The sequence below is a fragment of the Silvanigrella paludirubra genome (assembly GCF_009208775.1).
Taxonomy (GTDB): domain Bacteria; phylum Bdellovibrionota_B; class Oligoflexia; order Silvanigrellales; family Silvanigrellaceae; genus Silvanigrella; species Silvanigrella paludirubra.
Genome location: NZ_WFLM01000002.1, coordinates 686,342 through 705,269, shown reverse-complemented (window position 1 = coordinate 705,269; position 18,928 = coordinate 686,342). Strand labels below are relative to the sequence as shown.

16 protein-coding genes are annotated in these 18,928 nt (G+C 23.0%); 6 read left to right on the top strand and 10 right to left on the bottom strand.

What is annotated here, in order from left to right:
- Window positions 1–128: 128 nt before the first annotated feature.
- The 6 genes from GCL60_RS07165 to GCL60_RS07140 are packed head-to-tail and all read left to right on the top strand — an operon-like array spanning window position 129 to window position 7,483.
- Entirely contained in the window at window positions 129–1,757 is a 1,629-nt protein-coding gene (locus GCL60_RS07165) for a hypothetical protein (RefSeq protein ID WP_153419665.1), read from the top strand.
- Between the two features lie 2 nt (window positions 1,758–1,759).
- Window positions 1,760–2,416 carry a hypothetical protein gene (locus tag GCL60_RS07160; protein ID WP_153419663.1) on the top strand — a complete coding sequence of 219 codons (657 nt, stop codon included), beginning with the start codon at window positions 1,760–1,762 and terminating at the stop codon, window positions 2,414–2,416.
- The gene (locus GCL60_RS07155; RefSeq protein WP_153419661.1) at window positions 2,413–4,032 is read left to right on the top strand and encodes a type VI secretion system baseplate subunit TssF; all 1,620 of its coding nucleotides are present in this window, start codon (window positions 2,413–2,415) and stop codon (window positions 4,030–4,032) included. Before GCL60_RS07160 ends, GCL60_RS07155 begins: the two co-directional genes overlap by 4 nt.
- A gap of 18 nt (window positions 4,033–4,050) precedes the next feature.
- Window positions 4,051–6,243, top strand: a complete 2,193-nt coding sequence (locus GCL60_RS07150; protein ID WP_153419659.1) for a contractile injection system protein, VgrG/Pvc8 family — start codon at window positions 4,051–4,053, stop codon at window positions 6,241–6,243.
- Between the two features lie 11 nt (window positions 6,244–6,254).
- Window positions 6,255–6,767, top strand: a complete 513-nt coding sequence (locus tag GCL60_RS07145) for a PAAR domain-containing protein (RefSeq protein WP_153419657.1) — start codon at window positions 6,255–6,257, stop codon at window positions 6,765–6,767.
- A gap of 5 nt (window positions 6,768–6,772) precedes the next feature.
- A complete protein-coding gene (locus GCL60_RS07140) occupies window positions 6,773–7,483 on the top strand; it encodes a T6SS effector amidase Tae4 family protein (RefSeq protein WP_153419655.1) in 711 nt (236 codons plus the stop codon).
- 1,444 nt (window positions 7,484–8,927) lie between these two features.
- Here GCL60_RS07140 and GCL60_RS07135 read toward each other — a convergent pair.
- From GCL60_RS07135 to tssE, 10 genes are all read right to left on the bottom strand, one after another.
- Window positions 8,928–9,218 (bottom strand): helix-turn-helix domain-containing protein, encoded by a 291-nt coding sequence (locus GCL60_RS07135; RefSeq protein WP_153419653.1) that lies wholly within the window; start codon window positions 9,216–9,218, stop codon window positions 8,928–8,930.
- Between the two features lie 31 nt (window positions 9,219–9,249).
- A complete protein-coding gene (locus GCL60_RS07130; RefSeq protein ID WP_153419651.1) occupies window positions 9,250–9,543 on the bottom strand; it encodes a type II toxin-antitoxin system RelE/ParE family toxin in 294 nt (97 codons plus the stop codon).
- An 804-nt stretch (window positions 9,544–10,347) separates the two neighbouring features.
- Window positions 10,348–11,175, bottom strand: a complete 828-nt coding sequence (locus GCL60_RS07125; RefSeq protein ID WP_153419649.1) for a hypothetical protein — start codon at window positions 11,173–11,175, stop codon at window positions 10,348–10,350.
- Between the two features lie 46 nt (window positions 11,176–11,221).
- Window positions 11,222–12,064 carry a hypothetical protein gene (locus GCL60_RS07120; RefSeq protein ID WP_153419646.1) on the bottom strand — a complete coding sequence of 281 codons (843 nt, stop codon included), beginning with the start codon at window positions 12,062–12,064 and terminating at the stop codon, window positions 11,222–11,224.
- Between the two features lie 21 nt (window positions 12,065–12,085).
- Window positions 12,086–12,922, bottom strand: coding sequence for a hypothetical protein (locus GCL60_RS07115; RefSeq protein ID WP_153419644.1), 837 nt, complete (start codon window positions 12,920–12,922; stop codon window positions 12,086–12,088).
- 207 nt (window positions 12,923–13,129) lie between these two features.
- Complete coding sequence (locus GCL60_RS07110) at window positions 13,130–13,951, bottom strand: hypothetical protein (protein WP_153419642.1); 822 nt, start codon at window positions 13,949–13,951, stop codon at window positions 13,130–13,132.
- Window positions 13,952–15,049: 1,098 nt separating this feature from the next.
- Window positions 15,050–15,868, bottom strand: a complete 819-nt coding sequence (locus GCL60_RS07105) for a hypothetical protein (RefSeq protein WP_153419640.1) — start codon at window positions 15,866–15,868, stop codon at window positions 15,050–15,052.
- Window positions 15,852–17,384 carry a DUF456 domain-containing protein gene (locus GCL60_RS07100; protein ID WP_153419638.1) on the bottom strand — a complete coding sequence of 511 codons (1,533 nt, stop codon included), beginning with the start codon at window positions 17,382–17,384 and terminating at the stop codon, window positions 15,852–15,854. The genes GCL60_RS07105 and GCL60_RS07100 overlap by 17 nt, the downstream gene beginning before the upstream one ends.
- On the bottom strand, window positions 17,381–18,517 hold the full coding sequence (locus GCL60_RS07095; RefSeq protein ID WP_153419636.1) for a type VI secretion system protein TssA: 1,137 nt from the start codon (window positions 18,515–18,517) through the stop codon (window positions 17,381–17,383). Before GCL60_RS07095 ends, GCL60_RS07100 begins: the two co-directional genes overlap by 4 nt.
- An 8-nt stretch (window positions 18,518–18,525) precedes the next feature.
- Window positions 18,526–18,918: a type VI secretion system baseplate subunit TssE gene (tssE, locus tag GCL60_RS07090; protein ID WP_153419634.1), complete on the bottom strand. Its 393-nt coding sequence runs from the start codon at window positions 18,916–18,918 to the stop codon at window positions 18,526–18,528.
- Between the last annotated feature and the right edge of the window lie 10 nt (window positions 18,919–18,928).

Here is an 18,928-nt window from a genome sequence, read left to right as displayed (position 1 = left end):
AGTTAACTATTTAATAATAAAAATAATTTGTAAAAATTTAAATACCAGAATATAAATTTCAAGTTTTGAAATATTCATAAATTTTTATGAATATCTTTTCTATTTAGTTCAATTTAAAAGAATATGTTATGAATATTAATCAAAAAAAATTATCTCACACGTTAGAAGTCTTTACTACTAAAATTCATGAAATTACATTAAATAATCCAAGTTTATTTCCCGCTTTATTTTCTGACCTAAATGCATTGAATGATCCAGAAACAGATAGGTTTAAAGAGTGTTATGCTTACATGCTTGCGCAAATTGAAACAAATTTTATAGCAAAGGCAGAAGTTCAAAAAAATAGCAATCTTAGCAATTATTTAGAAGAATGGTTTCAGCCTCTTACTTCTTCTTTTGTCTTAAAAGCTGTGCATCCTAATAATGGCCTTTTCAAAACAAATACATTAAATGAAAATACCTTATTTTACTTAAATGAAAGTTCTGTTGATAATAAAATATTTTGTAATAATTTACCCATAGTATTGCAACCTATAGAAATTGTTAATTCCTATTTCGATAAAAATGGTAAAAATTTTTCTGCTTTCTTAGAAGTTAAAGCATTAGCGGATATTGAAAATTTAAATTTATTAAAAATATACTTTGATTGTAATAAATTTAGTTACTTTTATAGATTTTTAGATGAACTGCTTCTGACCCAAAAAAAAATTAAAATAACATATATAGACAAAACTTATGAATCAAGTGAAGATAGAAATATTTTGAAATATTCCTTTTCTAATATATTTGATTTATCTATTCATAAAAATAATAATTATTCTTTTTATATTCACCAATTTGTGAATTATTTAAACAATTATTCATTTATTGATATTGATTTATCTATGTTTAAAATGAATTTAAAAGCAAATGAAACACTAACAATAGAAATCCCTTTGAGCAAAACGCTCCCTGAATTTCAAGATCTAAATCATTTTGCGCATTTAAATTGTTTTCCTGTAAAAAATGTATTTCGAAAACAAGGTGATCCGCTTTTTTTTAAAAAAGGGAAAAAAGGATATTTTACTTTAGATAGAGGTTCCAAAAAGAAATTTATTGGTATAGATCATATCCAGTTTTTTGATAGAAACCATAATGATGTCGAAATGAAAGAAGGTATAGATTATAAAATACATAAAAAATATATCGTTCAAGACAAAAAGCTAGATATCATATATTATTTAAAAATTAAAACAGCATTCGCCAATGATACGATTGTTGTTCCTTATTTTAAATGCTCTAATTTGACAGAAGTTCATTCCATTCCTCTATATTCAAAATTTAGTATAAAAAATGATTCCTCTCTTAAATTTGAAAATATTACTTCAGCAAGTAAAACAACTTTTCATTTTGAAAATTTTAGCAATGAATTTTTTTATAATGATATATTTCAAATGAATGAAGCTATTATGAACTCAAAATTTTATATAAAGAAATTTTTTGATATTTTAGAAAAATTTTCAAGCACTTCTTCAAATTATAAAGGAATTATGCCTAAAATAATTGAACAGGTTTTAATTCATAATGAAAAAAATATCAAAAAATATGACTTACAAATTTATAAAACAATATTAACAAATAGATATGAAGTTGACATTAAAATAAACAAGCAAATTTATAAATTTGGAGGGGTGAGTTTAATGATTCATTTTATAGACGAATTTTTAAAAAAAGTTTCTTATTCTGGTTTTCAACACAAAATTAAAATAAAGAATTAATTATGCAAAATATTATTAAAGAAATTGAAAGAATGCTTCATAGTTCTGTTGTTTTTTATCCAGATGCTCAAAAAAATGTTGCAGGCTCCTTTAAAGTTGTCTTTCCTGAAATTTATTATGATAAATTTAGGGAGCTAGATGAAAAGCAAAAAGAAGTATTGTCTAAATTTATAAAAATATTTTATAAAAAACTCTATGAAATTGAAGAATATAATAATAAAATATTAAACGAAGGTGTTTTAAATTTTGAAAAAGATAAAAAAATATTATTAAACAAACAAAATATAATGAATTATTTTATTGAATATTTTGGACAATATGTAAATGCTTATACAGATATTATTTTAGATGAAAACTGTCCTTACTATGCTTTAATAAAGAACAATGAAATAGGTGTTGCAAAATATAAAACCTTATTAGGAAAAAAACATGAGGTTAATGGTATAAAATATGCTGTTTATTTAAAAATAAATTCAAAATATATCCCCATTGTTGAAAAATTTAGAAAAGAACATTCTTTAGCTCTAAAAATTTTTCCAGCTACTAAAGAATTTACTTTATATTATGCTTTCGACATTTTTGATGGTGATGTTACGTACATAAAAAATATGGATAATGAACAAATTGAAAAATATTTTAAAGGCTCTAAAATTATATGAATTTTGAAAACTTTTTATCACAAAAAATATTTGAACTAAGACATGAATTAAACAAAATGACAAATGAGCATCCCGAGCTAAAACCTCACTTTGGACTCTCACATGCTGGTTTATTAGATAATGAGACAGAAAAACTTGTAGAATCTTGTTCTTTCTTTTTAACACTAACCCATTCTAAAATGCAAAGCATTATTGCAAACCAAGTTCGAAATTTTATGGAACCCATTTTTCCAGAATGGTATATTCCAGAAATTCCCTCTTACATTGTTGAATTTGATAATTTTGAAGAGTTTTACTCCATTCAGGAAGAGTTTGATGAAAAAGAATATATTACTTGTGAATGTCAGATTGATGAACAATCATTAAAATTAAGTACTCTTGGTAAACAAGAGCTTTCTCCCTTTAAAGCTATTAATAGTTATTTTGTCGCTGGAGATCGAGAATGTTTTTTAAATATTGAATTTAAAAATATGCTTGAATTTGAAGATTACGATTTTAATGCAAAACTAAGAGTATATCTTCAATCTGATGATCCTGAAGAGATGGTTAGTTTAATTGGTTATTTATTTGATAGAGATCTTTTTCATAAAGAAATTATTTTTCAAAATGAAGAAGAAGAATATAAAATAAGTAAAGATATTCTTTCTTTAAATTTTAATTTTTCAGAAAAAAAATATATATTTTTTGAGTCAAAGAATAAGCTTGAAAATACAAGAGATATTTTAAATAATTTAAAAAATATGCTTTATATTGATATTGATCTGTCCAAATTTAAAATTTTAATGATAAATGAATTTAAATTAAAAATTCCTCTTTTAGGAAGTGGATATTCTAATTTTAAAAATTTAAGAAATTTTATAAAAACAAATTGTTTTGTGTTTTATAATATATATAAACAAACTTTACCTTGGAAAATTTTAAATTCAGAAACTGAAGGAGAAATAGAAATAGCAGATTTAAAAACAAATGGTGTAATTTCTGTTTCTGATATAAAATTTATAGATAATAAAACAGAGAAAAAAATAGATCCATCAAGTTTCGGCAATATTTCAAAATATATATCATTCGATTTTGAATTACCATTTAATATTGAGCATAAAATTAAATATAACACTTTTCATATTAAAAATGATATAAGGTTTGAGCAAACTGCAATATGTACAAATTTGTTTATAAATAATGAAAAATTATTACAAAAAAATATAACGGTCTTAAATTCTTTAAGTACGTCTTTTGGGAAAATTTTAAATTCTTCGAGTGACCACATTTTTTATAGTGAAGCTTTATCTAATCCTCTTTTTTTTCAATACTTATATAATATGAATTATTTTATCGGAAAAAAAATAAAACCATTGAAGTTACTAATTCAATATTTTAAAAGTTTAGAACATTTATTTTTTAATAATAAAAATTTATTTTATACTTATATAAATAATATAATGGAACAAAATTGGACATTAAAAGTTGAAGTAATTAACACAGAACTTGATTTTTATTCTGACTTTTTATTAACAAAAATGCCAGATAAGAAATACTTTTTTTATGATAGATATATGGAATCACTAATGACTAGTATAAATGATAAAGATTACAGGCATATTATAAGAAGAAACTAAAATATTATAGGAATTAAAATGAAACAAGATATATTTTCTTATGTCAAAAACAAAACTGGTTATACATTAATAGCTACCTTTTATAAAAATGATAAAAAAATTTTAGAAACAGGACTTTCCCAATTTCTTGTATTTGATGAAATCAGCTCCTTAACAGAAATGGAGTTACAGTTTATTCTGGATCCTATGCAAATTCATGAAATATGTACAAAACTTTCGTTTGATTTAGAGAAATCTTCCTCATTTTTTTATTTCTCTAAGGTTCATATAGAAATCTTTAATTCACTAGGAATTCCAATTAGAGAATATTCTTCTTTTGTAAGCCAAACAAAGTTAGAAGATTATTATTCAGATAAAAAGAAATTCACATTTTATGCAAATCCATTACCATGGTTTTTACAAAAAAGTAACAATTATCGAGTGTATATTGATAAAAAAGTTGAAGATATTATTAAAGATGTATTTTCTGATTTTGAAAAAATGTCATTTATTAAGTTTAATGTCAAATTTAAATTTTCACCAGAAAAAGATACTATTAGAATAAATTGTATTCAAAATGGAGAAAGTGACTGGGATTTTATATTGCGGCTTATTGATGAAGAAGATTGGGATTTTATTTTTACTTATGAAAAAGGCGAACAAATATTTCATATTTTAAATGATGTAAATTTAATAAATACATTAATAAGTGAATCAAAATATAGAAAAATAGCTTTAGATATTGAAGATAATTCTCAAAATTTAATCAAATCAGAAGATAATCCATTAAAAGAAGCCCTCGCATTTAGAAAAGAAAGAATAACAAATATAAATTTTGTATACTCAGGCGCTCCTATAGAAATAGATTCTTTTGATTCTGATCATAGAAATTTTGGAAAAGTAATGAAAAAGGAGAGTGAAAAAAAATCTGGAGATCATTTGCTAAAAGTAAAACAAAGATTAGGATTTGAAGGTGCTAAAAAATATAAAGAAAAAGCTTCTTCTGTCAAATTTTTAGAAAATAAAACTACTTCTTTAGAAAAAAAAGTAAATTCTAATTTAAAAAATATTTCCGCTATTTCTAGTTCATTAAAAATCCATATTGGTTCAATGATAAGTGCCAATTATAATTCGAGTCAAAAAAAGCCATTAACATCACATTTAAATGAAATAAAAGATTATAGAGTTCAATCTTATACTTTTGTTTTTATGTATGTAGGTGGAGATGAATTTCATTATGAGACCAATATTATTCTTCATCATAAAGATGTACAACATAATGTTTCGCATAAATACAATAGGAATTATATTGATGGAACTATAACTGCGAAAGTTTATGGAGAAGAATACGAATTAAATTTAGATGAAAATTATTTTATAAAAGTTCAATTGCCTTGGCAATATGATAAGTATTCCGATAAAGCAGAATATATTTATGCGCGATACATGAGTCCTTGGGCAAATAAAAGTTATGGATTTTTTGCAATACCTAGAGGTGGTGAAGAAGTATTGGTTGCATTTGAAGACGGAGATCCAGATTTACCAGTTGTTATTGGTGGTTTATATAATGAAAAAAGACCAGCTCCTATAAGTAATTTAAAAAAGCAACATATTCTTGCTTTATATGATCAACCTTCTGAAAATAAAAAAAATAATTTTTTAGAAATGGATCATAAAACAGCTACGGTTAATATAGCAGCAGCGAAACATATGCGCATTCGTTCTTTTGGAGATCATTTAACTCAGTCTAAATTAACAATGACTATGAGAACTTCAGAAAATATGTTATCTAAGTCTAAACTTCAAATGGAGTTTATTACAGATAAAAATATGCTATCTACCTCCAAAGAGCAAATGGAATGTAAAACTGAAAAGAATATGCTTCATGAATCCAAAGAGCAAATGGAATTTATATCTAAGAAAAATATGCTTCATGAATCTAAAGAGCATATGGATTTTATAACAGAAAATAAAATGAGTTTTGAAGCCGAAAAAAACATTGAATTTAAAACAGATAAAGAATATTTATTAGATGCAATAGAAAATATTAAAATTAAATCAGAAAAAGAGGTGGTAACTGAAGCTCAGGATAAAATTTCATTAAACTCACAAAAAGAAGTTATAATAACGGTTGGTTCTGCACAAGTTAAAATAGAAAGCAGTGGCCTTGTTTCTATAAAATGTAAAAAGATGAATATAAATTCTGCAAGTAGTAAAATTGAAATAGAATAAGAGAGGTAAGAATGAAAAAATCTATAATTGTTTTAGGAGATCCACTTAGTAGTGGTGGTAGTGTTGTTAAAACAAATCAAATAAATATAAAATTTAATGGCTTTCCTGTAGCAACTCTTGGAGATAAAGTCTCTTGCCCTATTCCTTTGCATGGTTCCACAGAAATAATTGAAGGTTATCCAAATATAAAATTAAATGGTCTCCCTATTGCGCTTCATGGTCATAAAGTAGGCTGTGGTTGCACTTTAGTTGGTCAAAATGCTTTAGAAAAATTTTCTATTACAGAGGAGCCAAGTCTTTTTAAAAGTGAACTTGAATTTAAAGTATATGATGAGCAATTTACAGCGCTTGATAATGAAGGTTTACCTATTAAAGAGTTGCCTTACTTGGTTATTTACCCTGATGGGAAAAAATTATTTGGCAGAACAAATGATGATGGGAAAACAAGAAAAATTAGAACGAATGATGAAGAAGAAATAGAACTGTATTGGGGCGATGAAGCTTTAGCAAGACATAGGAAATAATAAAAATGCCTAAAAATAACAATAAACCAATAAAAACCAAAACAAATAGCAAAAAAAATACAAATGTAACTGTAAAAATATTTATTCCAAAATTTGAAGATTTATGGAATAATCATCCAAATATAAATGGAATAAAAAAAGCATGCGATGAAAAAAATTCTAAAGGTTTATATTTATATGATAACCAATGTGCAATAAATATGCATTATTGCTTTAAAAAAAGTGAAGTAAATATGGCATCTTTTAAAGGAATGAAATGTAAGCACGGATTTGCTAGAGGTGCTGAAGAAATGGCAAATTGGTTAAGATATTTAAAACCTTTTGGTAATATAATAACATGTCAAGATTTTAAAACTCAAGAAACAATAGATAAAGAAAATGAGAAAATTAAAAATGAAAATGAGAAAATTAAAATTAAAAATGAAAATGAAAAAAATAAAAAAAAGATGAAACCTTTATTGGCAGAGATTAAAGAAAAAAGTAAAAATTTTAAGGATGAAATAGATGGAAAAACGGGAATAATATTTATAAAAGATTTCTGGATGAGATCAAATGAGAGCGATCAAAATAGAAGTGGTGATCATATTGACCTTTGGAACAAAGACAAACTAACAGCATCATCTATGATTATGCATGAGTTTTTAGGTTTTATTCCTTTTACTGGAGTCACAAGATATAGCAAAAATAAAGAAGTTTGGTTTTGGGAAATGAATTAAATGTATAAATCTTTAATGGTGAAGTTAAAATCATTTTTAATATACATATTTGTAAATATTTCATTTTGTATTTATTTATTTATTTTTGATAATGAAATAAATAAAATGTACTCAAGTGATTATCAATTTGGCTTTGTTAAAAATATTGAGATTTTTGAATATTATTATTACATAAAATATTTTTTCGTTTTTTATGGTTCTTTTATTATGGATAATGATTTTTATAAAATAAATTGCAAATATTTTTTATTAAAAATATATTTATCCTTATTTAATAGTATATTATTAATATTATTGTATTTAATATTAAAAGAAATGATTTTATATCGCTTAATGTTATTTCAAAATAATTATCTAATATTAGAATTAATTTTTGTTTTATTGATTTTACCAATTTTTAGTATTTTTCTAACAAAATTATCCTATTATGTATTAATTAATTATAATTTAATTTCTATAAAGCAATGTAATTTTAACATTTATATATTTATGAAATTAAAATCTATTCTTTCATATATGAAATATCCTGTTCTGGGGCATATGATATATATTTTTATTTGCTTAGTAATAGGATGGCTGAGTGAATATAATAAAAGTTTTATATTTTTAGAGAAAAATATTGTTTTAAAAAATAATCAAAGTGATTATTTGATTCCTTATTATTTTTTTAGTCTGCTTACCTCAATTCCTGCATGTGTTAGTTTTTTTATAATCAAAAATAAATTAAAAATATTTAGAATTCTGTTGTATTTGTCTCTTGTATTCATATTTACAAGTTTATTTTTAATCATAAGAAATTATTTATCATTAATTTCTTATGATAGATTTTTAATATATTTTAATATATTGATAATTATACCATATCTTATTTATGTATTATTAAAATTAACTTTAAAAAAGTAATTATTTAAAGATATTTACTTCTAATTTATAAGGAATAAATTGAAAAAACCAACTTTTAAATTAATTTATTTTGTTTTATTCAATTTTCTATCCTATTTTTTAGTGTTTTTAATTGCTAGATATATTGAAAATAGGAATCAAAAAAATAATTTTTATAACGAATTTCAATATTCATCAAGTATTGAATTTATTTGGTGGCTTTTTGTAATACCGATTAGTTTTTACTTATTATTTAAATCTAGAAGAAATAAGTTTATATATATTATTATACTTTTATATTACTCTTTCTGGATATCTCTTGTATTTATATAATGCTTTGGACCCCATTTGAGTTGACACATGATTAATGTGAATTTTAATACTGTATTAAACTCATCATTGCAAGCCCGGAATTGGGTCCAAAGCAAATTCGATTTTTCAAGTAGCATTCGACTTAAAAAGATTACATCTTTTATCGGAATACACCCTGCTTAAAAATTTGATACAAAAGCTATGCTATTTCATTTTTTTTAATTACTTTTTCTTCAAAATATTGAGGATCTTAACTAGTATAATTTAATAGACGTAAAGCCGCTCCATTGGGATGGCTCTTACCGTATTCCCATGCTTCAACTGTTTTTTTAGATACTCCTAAAAACTCTGCAAAAATAGCTTGAGAAAAGGATAGCTTTTCTCTTAATTTACTTATTTCTTTTGCAGTCATATCCTGCACAGGATGAATTTTTACACTTGTCATTTTTAGCTTTTTATTTCCTTTTGCATGCTCTAAAGCCTCGTTTAGAGCGGACAAAATTTCATCAAAATATTCATTTTTTCTTTTTTGTTTTTTCATTTTCAGCCTCACTTTTAATATTTAAAACTACTTAAGCAAGAAAATTTCTTTCAGATTTTGTTAAATTTTCTTTCACATTTTTTGGAAAAAAAGCGATGATATAAATTCGTTCTATCAATTTAATATCCAAATAAAGAACTCGTAACCCTCCACTTTTCCCTTTACTTCCATCAGAAACTCGAAGCTTTCTCAAGCCATAAGTCCCTTCTATTAAATCTCCAGCCTCTGGATCATCACGTAATTCTTTTTCGATTTTTCCTACTATTAATTGAGCTTGATTCTTTGAAAATGCTTGTTTAATTTGTCGATAAACGTAATTTACCATAAAAAAACTTTACCCCTTTAGTCTCAATTAAAATATCCTATTTTATAGGGTTTTTATTTTATATCATTATTATTAATTAGTTGACTGCCTGGTTTGTTTTTTATCTGCAGACAAGTATTAAATGGATTTGAAGGTAAAAGTTTTTTTTATGTAAAAAATTACATTAACTCTTTAAACTAAAAAAGGCTGAAGAAAAAAATATAACGAGGAAAGCTATGAGTATTATTAAAAGATCGTTTAATTTAGATCCTTATTTAGCACAACAAATATATGAAAATATTAAAAAAAATATAGAATTATGTTTTCACTATAATTAAATCAAGCATTAGGGCAATGGCTAAAAAAACCCGTTCTTACGCTAAATGTTAAAAAAGCAAGCGAAGATGAAAATGATAAAATTATGGAAGAACATTCTTTACTAATGGGTAGGTTGTGGAATGAAAAATTAAGTAAAAAAGTAGCAGGAAAATTTTAATAGAAATTCATTTAAAAATAATAATAGAATTATTTATCCATCACTTAAAAAAATAATATTTCAAGGATTGATTTGAGCAAATAAAGAATAATTAAATATAAATACATAACATACATGATATATATGGATTAAAATCTTGCCTCGGTGGCATCTTTATGTTTGATATCTCTGCTTAATATTATCATTTACCGATTGAAAAAATGGCAGGTTTATTGCTGTATAGAATTTCTCAAGGAAAATATTTTACAGATGGAAATGATGAACCCAATACAGTATTAAAATTCAAATTAATCATGTGTCAACTTCAAATGGGGCACAAAGCACGTGAGTTATTTATCAACAAAAACAGATGCTATATCAAGAGTAAATCCAATAGCAAATATAAATATAAATAAAGCAAATAATTTAATGCTATAAGCGTGTATTATGCAAATGTATATATTTAAATTACTTTCATTTTTTATACAATACGGAAAATCTGAGAGATTTGGTTTCATAACATAATTATTTTTTAATTTAAAGATCTTTTTTTCGGCTAAAAAAAGATCTTTAATATAATTTGAAACATCAAAATATTTATTGTAAAAAATATTCAAACTTTTATCTATCCTGACATTATATTCTAATTCTATTTTTTTAAGAACCTTGAACTTAATGATGGGAGTTAGAAATAAGTGAATTAATAAAAATGTTATTGAAATATTAAATATAAGTAGAATTGTGTCTTTTGAGGATTTAGTGAATAATAAATATCCTTCCTGAATCACTCCCGTGATATATGCTATAAAAATAAAAATAATAAAAATAATTCTATGTGTTATTGAAAATAATATGCAAATTATAATATTAAATTTTGATTCATCATTTAAAGTGTAATTTATTTCATAAAGTATTGGTTTAATTAATTTTCGTTCTTTAAATTTTAAAAATCCTATTTTTACTAAGAATAAATATGTTATATAGTCAGAAACATTAAAACTTCTAGCTCCGATCGAAAATGAAGCACTTATAAATAATGGGGTATCAAGTATAGTGTGGTATCTTTTTTCAATATTTTTTATGACTTTATATCTAACTAGTAATAATGATATAATGCAGATTGGAAGAATAAAACTAATGGAATATAAACTTATAATTAATTTAGTTGACGTTAACATATAGTGGTTCCAATATTTATTAATTATAAATCAAGAATAAATATTGTTATTTATTTCCAAATAGTGATATAAAGTCCAAAGATAATCCAATTAGAGATAAAGCAATAAAAATTCCAAATAATTTTAAACTATAAGCATGAATGAAACAGATTTGAATATTAAATTTACTCTCATTTTTAATTGAATATGGGAATTCAGAAAGATTTGGTTTCATTATATAATTGTTTTTTTTTAATTTAAAAATATTTTTTTCTGCATAAAAAAGGTCTTTGATATAGTTTGAAACATCAAAATATTTAGTATACAAAAAAGAATGGCTATTTTTAATAATTACTTTGTATTTTAATTCAATTTCTTTAAGTATTTTAAATTTTATAATAGGAGTTATTGATAAATGAACTGTGAAAAAAAATATTGAAATATATAAAAATATTAAGCTAATTAAATTCATTGAATTCTTAAATTCAATGAAATCTTTTTTTAAATCTCCTATAAGGTATGAGTTAATTAAGATACCAATTAAAAAAATAAATGATGATAATGAAAATAAAATGCATATTATAATGTTAAATTTAGATTCATTATCAATTTTGTAATTTAATTTATATAGTAATGGCTTTAAAATTAATGGCTTTAAAATTAATGGTTTTTGTATTAATGGCTCTCTATGCTTAATGAAACCTTTTTTAACAATTAACAAGAAAATTACATAATTTGAAATGTTTAAATATTTAAATCCACCATAAAATGAATTTCCAATTTTGGAATTATATTTATCTTCAATATTTTTAATTACTTTGAAATGCATTAAAGGTAATGTTATTAAAAATAATATAATAGATATTACTATTATGTAATCAATTATATCTAATTTAATCCATATTGACATACAATCAATCCTAAAGGTGAGTTATTTGTCACCAAAAATATAAGCTATATCAAGAGTAACACTTATAGCAAATATAAATATAAATATAAATATAGCAAATAATCTAACGCTGTAACTGTGTATTATGCAAATGTAAATATTGAATTTACTTTCGTTTTTTATTGAATATTGGATTTCTGTAAGTTCAGATTTTAATATATAATTTCCTTTCTTTAACTTAAAAATATTTTTTTCAGATAAGTAAAGATCTTTAATATGGTTTGAAACATAAAAGTATCTGTTGTAAATAAAATTAAAACTGTTTTTAATTATTATATTATATTCTGACTCTAATTTTTTTAAAATTTTAATTTTTATTATAGGAGTAATTATTAGATAGATTAATAAAAAAGAAAGTGAAATATAAAGCAAAATAAAATTTGTAAAATAAAGGGATTTAATGAATAATAAATAAGCTTCTTGAATTGTACCTGTTATGTAAGCTAAAAAAATAAAAGCTGCAATATTAATTCTATGAGTAATTGAAAATAGTATGCAAACCATTATATTGAATTTTGATTCATCTTTTAAAGTGTAATTTATTTCATATAATAGAGGCTTATTATATATACGTTCTCTAAATTTTAAAAGGCCTATTTTTATAAGATACAAATATGTTATATAATCAGCTACATTAAAACATTTTGCTAAAGCAGCAAACTGAGCTGGAATGAATAAAGGTTTCCCAAGTTTTATATTGTATCTTTTTTCAATATTATTTATAATTTTAAATCTAATTAAAAATAATGAAATTATAAGTAAAGGTAGTATAAAGCCTATACAATACAAATTTACTTTGAATTCAGTTGATGTTAACATATAAAGGTTCCAATATTTTTAATGAATAAATTAGTAAGTAAATATTTATAATAATTAGCTTATTTGTTTTTACTTTCATGATTAAAATTTTTTTATGATTAAAAATCTAATTTGGTTTCAAATTTTAGCTAAATAATTTTAAAATGGTAATTTAAAAATCAATTAACTTTTTATTTAAAACAAAAAATAGAAAATATATCTTGTGAGTTATTTATCACCAAAAACTAAAACGAAATCAAATGTTAATCCTATAATAAATATAAATGAAAGTATTATAAATAATTTTAAGCTATATGCATGAATAATAGAAATAAATATGTTTATATTACTTTCTGATTTAATTGTATATGGAAATTCAGAAAGTTTTGGTTTTATTAAGTAATTACTCATTTTGATCTTGAATATTTTTTTTTCATATAAAAAAAGGTCTTTTATGTAGTTTGAAACATCGAAATATTTAAAAAGAAGAAAATTAAGATTATTTTCTATTTTAACATTATATTTTGTTTCAATTGATTTAAGTATTTTAAATTTTATAAAAGGTGTTAATAATAAATAAACTAATAAAAATCCCATAGAAGTATTAAATAAGCATTTATTTGTATATTCCATTGAGCTGGTAAATAATACGTACATTTCTTGGAAAACTCCTGTGAGTAATCCAATAGAAATAAATAATAATATCAAAGTCTTTGTTGAAATGTAAAATATAAGACATATTATTATATTTATTTTCGTTTCATCCTTTAAATCATAATTTAAATGGTGTAATAATGGTTTAATTATTACTGGTTCTTTATATTTTAAAATATTTAATTTTATTAAATATAAATATAATATATAATCTGCAACATTAGAGCTTTTGGATAAAGATGATTTTATAAATAACGGGTAATCTAATTTAGTATTGTATCTTTTTTCAATATTTTTAATTACTTTTAATTGAATTAAGAAAAATGAAATAATAAAAATTATAAAGGAAGCAAAAAGAAAGTAAAAGCATAATACGATATCAATTGACAATGACATATAATGGTTCCAATCATTTTTAATGAATAAATTAGTAAGTAAATATTTATAATAATTAGTTTATTTCTTATTGCTTTAATTATTATTAAAAATCTAATTTGGTTTCATATTTTAACTAAATAATTTTAATTTTAAAATGGTAATTTAAAACTCAATTATTTTTTTTATATAGTTTTTTATTTACAAGTAGAAATAGAAAATATATCTTGTGAGTTATTTATCACCAAAAACTAAAACAAAATCAAATGTTAATCCTATAATAAATATTAATAAAAAAATTGCAAATAATTTTCCGCTATATGAATGAATAATGGAAATATATGTTAAACTTACTTTCTGTTTTTACTGAGTATGGAAATTCAGAAAGCTTAGGTTTAATTATATAATTACTCATTTTAATCTTGAATATTTTTTTTTCAAATAAAAAAAGGTCTTTGATGTAGTTTGAAACATCAAAATATTTAAAAAAAAGAAAATTAAAATTATTTTCTATTTTAACATTATATTTATTTTCAATTTCTTTAAATATTTTAAATTTGATAATAATTGTTAATATTAAATAAACTAATAAAAATCCGATAGAAGTATTAAATATGTATTTATTAGTGTAATCTAGTGAGCTAGTGAATAATACATACATTTCTTGGATACCTCCAGTAGTAAATCCAAATAAAATAAATAAAAAAATCGTAATTTTATTTGAGAAGTAATATATAATACAAATAAAAATATTTAATTTAGATTCATCTCTTAGATCATATTTTAATTTATATAGCAATGGAATAATTATTACCGGATATCTGAACTTTCTTATATTTAACTCTACTAAATATAAATAAAATATATAATCAGCGACATCAAAGCATTTGGCAAAAGAAGAATTACTAAATAATGGATTACTTAATTTAGTAAAGTATCTTTCTTCAATATCTTTTATCACTTTTATTCGGATTAGGATAACTGAAAAAATACAAATTATAAATGAAGAAAGTAGAAAATAAAACAAAACTACTATGTCAATTGATGATAACATATAAAGGTTCCAGATGTAATAAAGTATTATAAATATAAATCTTTTTTTGCAAAAGTTGTATATTTTTACTTATTATCCATAAAAAATATAAAACAAATAAATAAAAATATAACAGATAAAGAGATTAATAATAAAAATATTATAAAACTATAACAGTGTATTGCACATATATATATATTGAATTTAGTTTCATTTTTAGTTGAATAAGATGTTTTGGATAAAATAAGGTCATCTAAATAAAAATTTCTTTTAAAAATTTTATTTTCCTCAAAAAACTTATGTATAATATATTTGCTAATATCTAGACATATCATGCTTGTTCTTGTGGGTATTTTATTAATAATAATTTGATAATTTAATTCTAAGTTTTTAATAACTTTAAATTTAATTATTGGAGTAACAATTAAATGAATTAATAATAAAATTAAAGATATTTTGATTATTAAAAATATAAATGGATTTAGTGAATTTGTGAAATCAATGTATAATTCCTGAAAAAGACCAGTTTTAAATCCAGTAAAAAATGCTACTATGATTAAAGATCTAAGTGTTATTGAAAATAATACACATGTAAAAATATTAAATTTTGATTCATGTTTGATTTCATAGCTTAATCTGTAAAGTAGAGGGATTAAATACTTTGGTTCTTTAAACTTTAAAAGTCCAATTTTTACTAAATATAAATATGTTATATAATCTCCTACATCTAAATATTTAGCTCCAAAAAATAAAGAGCTTTTTATATAAAATAAATTTCCTAATTTTGTGTTGTATCTTTTTTCTATGTCTTTTATAACTTTAAAAGCAATTAGTGATAGTGTTATTATTAAAATTGAATAGCCAAAACAATGAAATAAAATAATTAATTCATTTGATTTCAACATATAATGGCTCCAATATTTTTAAGGAATTATTTTTGTCAGGATTTACATAATTATAAATATATGAGCACCTTTTTTTTGCCTCATAGTCAGCTAATATACTAAAGGCAACACTCCCAATAATACCTCCAGCAAAAAAGCCAATAATTATTCCTGGTGGGCCTAATAAAAATCCTAATTTAGCTCCAATAGCAGCTCCTGTTATAGCTCCCATTTTTCCTCCCAAGGTTCCTCCAACCCAATATGCCCCAAAACCACAAGTTTCTTCAAATAATTTTTCTTCACCCGCTCTTTTGCTAATTTTATAAGCTGAGTCTACATTGTCTATTCGATCGGCAAGATTTGTAATAAGGAAGACTTTATCTAAAAATTTTAAATATTTTAAGGATGTTAAATTTGCAGAAATAGAGCTAATTGAAATTGTAAAAGTTTTTGGAGGTCCGTTTTTACGTATATTTTTTAAAATTTTATTCGTATTATTAATTCCATTTAAATCTTTAAAAGCAGCTTTTTTTAAATTTGTTTTAATTTTTGAAATGCCTTTAAGTTTTTTATTTTCATTAGATAAACTGTATTTATGAATTTTATTGAGAGTATTTTCTCCAACAATGTTTTGTAAGTTTTTATGCATTATTTTAACTTTTAATGCCGCAAGTTGTAACCGATTGCTATGCATTTTACTAACATTTTGAGTTCCTTTTTTTATGGAATTGTATTTTTGTTTTTCGCTTTGAAATTCTTTTGAATATTCTCTAATGCTAGAGTCTAATTCTTTTATTGCAGTATAAAGTTTTTCTTTTCGTGAACCTATCTCTGCGGTTAATCCTTCTCTAAGACCCCTGACGACATTTGCCGAATATTCATTTTTAATTTCTTCAATTATCTTTGAAGCCTGAGTATTTGCTTCTTTGCTATTGCTATTAACGTTAATTAAATTTTCTTGATTCGCCTTCACTGGAGGAGAGTATTTTGAAATGAAATTTTCTAATTTTTCAAAATTTTCTGAGAGTTCATCAATAAATTGATTAAACCAAATGTCATCTTTTAAGCTATTATAAGAAAGACTCGTTTCAATGATTGCATTAGTGTTTACGATTCCTAATTTTTCAATCATTTGTTTAAAAGTTAAAAAAATATGATCATCATTAAATAAGTTTTCAAAATGATTATTGATAATATTTGCAGTTTCAATAATTAAAGAAGTATTTATGGTATCATGAAAAAAGATCAATTCATAAAGAAAAGAATTTTCGTCTGGTAAAATAAGCCAGATATTTTCTTTTAATTTATTATTAGGTAAAAAAAATGCAAATCTATCTAAATCTCTATTATATTTATTCATGATTTGAATAGATGATTTTAAAATTTGGGCTTGCTTTGATAAAATAATTTCAGGATAAATTTCGTCAATAATGCTATCAATAGACTCACCTTCCGATGTTTGGTGAATTTTGATATCAAAATTTGCCGAATTTATGGAATCTCTGTTTTGTCTATATCTTTTTATACTCTCAATCAATTTCCATTCTCCGCATTTTCAAAAAGTCTAACAAAAGAATTTTTGCCGTTACAAATTTCTTCTAGTTCTTGGAAAACTTTATGAATGGGGAGATTTCTATAGCTTAAGTTTTTTTGAATCATATTAGGGATAAGAGATTGAGGATCTTGTTTTAATAAAAATTGAATCGATTTTTCGATCATTTTATAAGCGTCTTCTCTTGATTTAATTTGAATTTCATATAAGTTTTCTTGACTTAATGTAGAATATGAAGTTGGCGTTGTTTCTGAATTTAGAAGAGAAAGAAAATGGGACTCTTTTGGAGTCATTTGATTGATAATATTAAATGCATTATCTGTTTGTTTTACTTCTTGATTTAAATTTGTATTACTAACAACTTGTTCTGAATTTGCTTTCGCTGCAGTTAAAAGATCATTCTGTTTGTCTAAAGAATTTTGATATAATTTTAAAGTCTTTTTAAGATATTTATGACATAAAAAAATGTCAATGTCGTCAACAGGAATGAGTTCTAAATAATCATTTGTTTTTTCTAAGCATTCTAAAATTTCTTGAAATAAATTGACTTTATTTTCCAATTCTGACTTTGGGATTTTAGATAAATAATTTTCAATTTTATTTTTTAATATGCTTAATTTTGTCGAATTTGTTTCATCAATAAAATGTGTAAGTAATATTTTTTCTTCTTTATCTTCACATAATAAGTAACTAGATGATAATTTATAAAGACCCGTTTGCAAGAGTTTAAAAGGCATAGCACGAAGATCGTAATCTTCTGTAGACAATTCTGGATAAATATTTTCCCAGTAAGTGTCACATAGAGCATTATATACCTTTAATCCATGTAACATACCTTGAATAGAATATGTTTTAAAAAGGGCTTCAATATAATAATTACAGACCATAAGGTCTTTTGAAACGCTTTTTAAAATATTTTCACACATTTCTATTAAGGTTAAATAAGTTGCTCCTTTTTTTTTGTAATTCCATTCGCTATTATTTTCTGTTTCGTTCTGTTGAAGTTCAATGCGAAGATCACGCAGCTCGCGCAATTTATCGGATACATTGAGATCGATTCCACATGGCATTTGAGAATCAATTGGTTTTAAAAAATTTTCAATATTATTATCAAACATATGTTATTTTACTCACAATTGAATTTCCAAACGGAGACATGTAAAAATAAATTAATAGTCGCATTTTCAGAATCTATTTTTCCACTTGCACAAATTTGGGCAATACGTTTGTACTTATTATAGTTTTGGAAAGTTACTTCTAAATTAAAGAAACGGGGTTCAAAAAAATTTAAAGCCTTTTTAATGCAGAGGCATAAATTTTCTTTATCACTTTCATTCGCTAAAGTGAGGCGATTGATATTTGGTAAACCAAAATTAGAGGAGTTTATATGATGCCTTGATAGGGTTAAAAATTCATCAACCGATAATGTATTCCGTGTATTTAATATATAATCTATATTATGTTTTACAGAATAATGAATATCTTTAAATGAATAATTTTCTTCTACCAAACGCATCATAATAAAACTC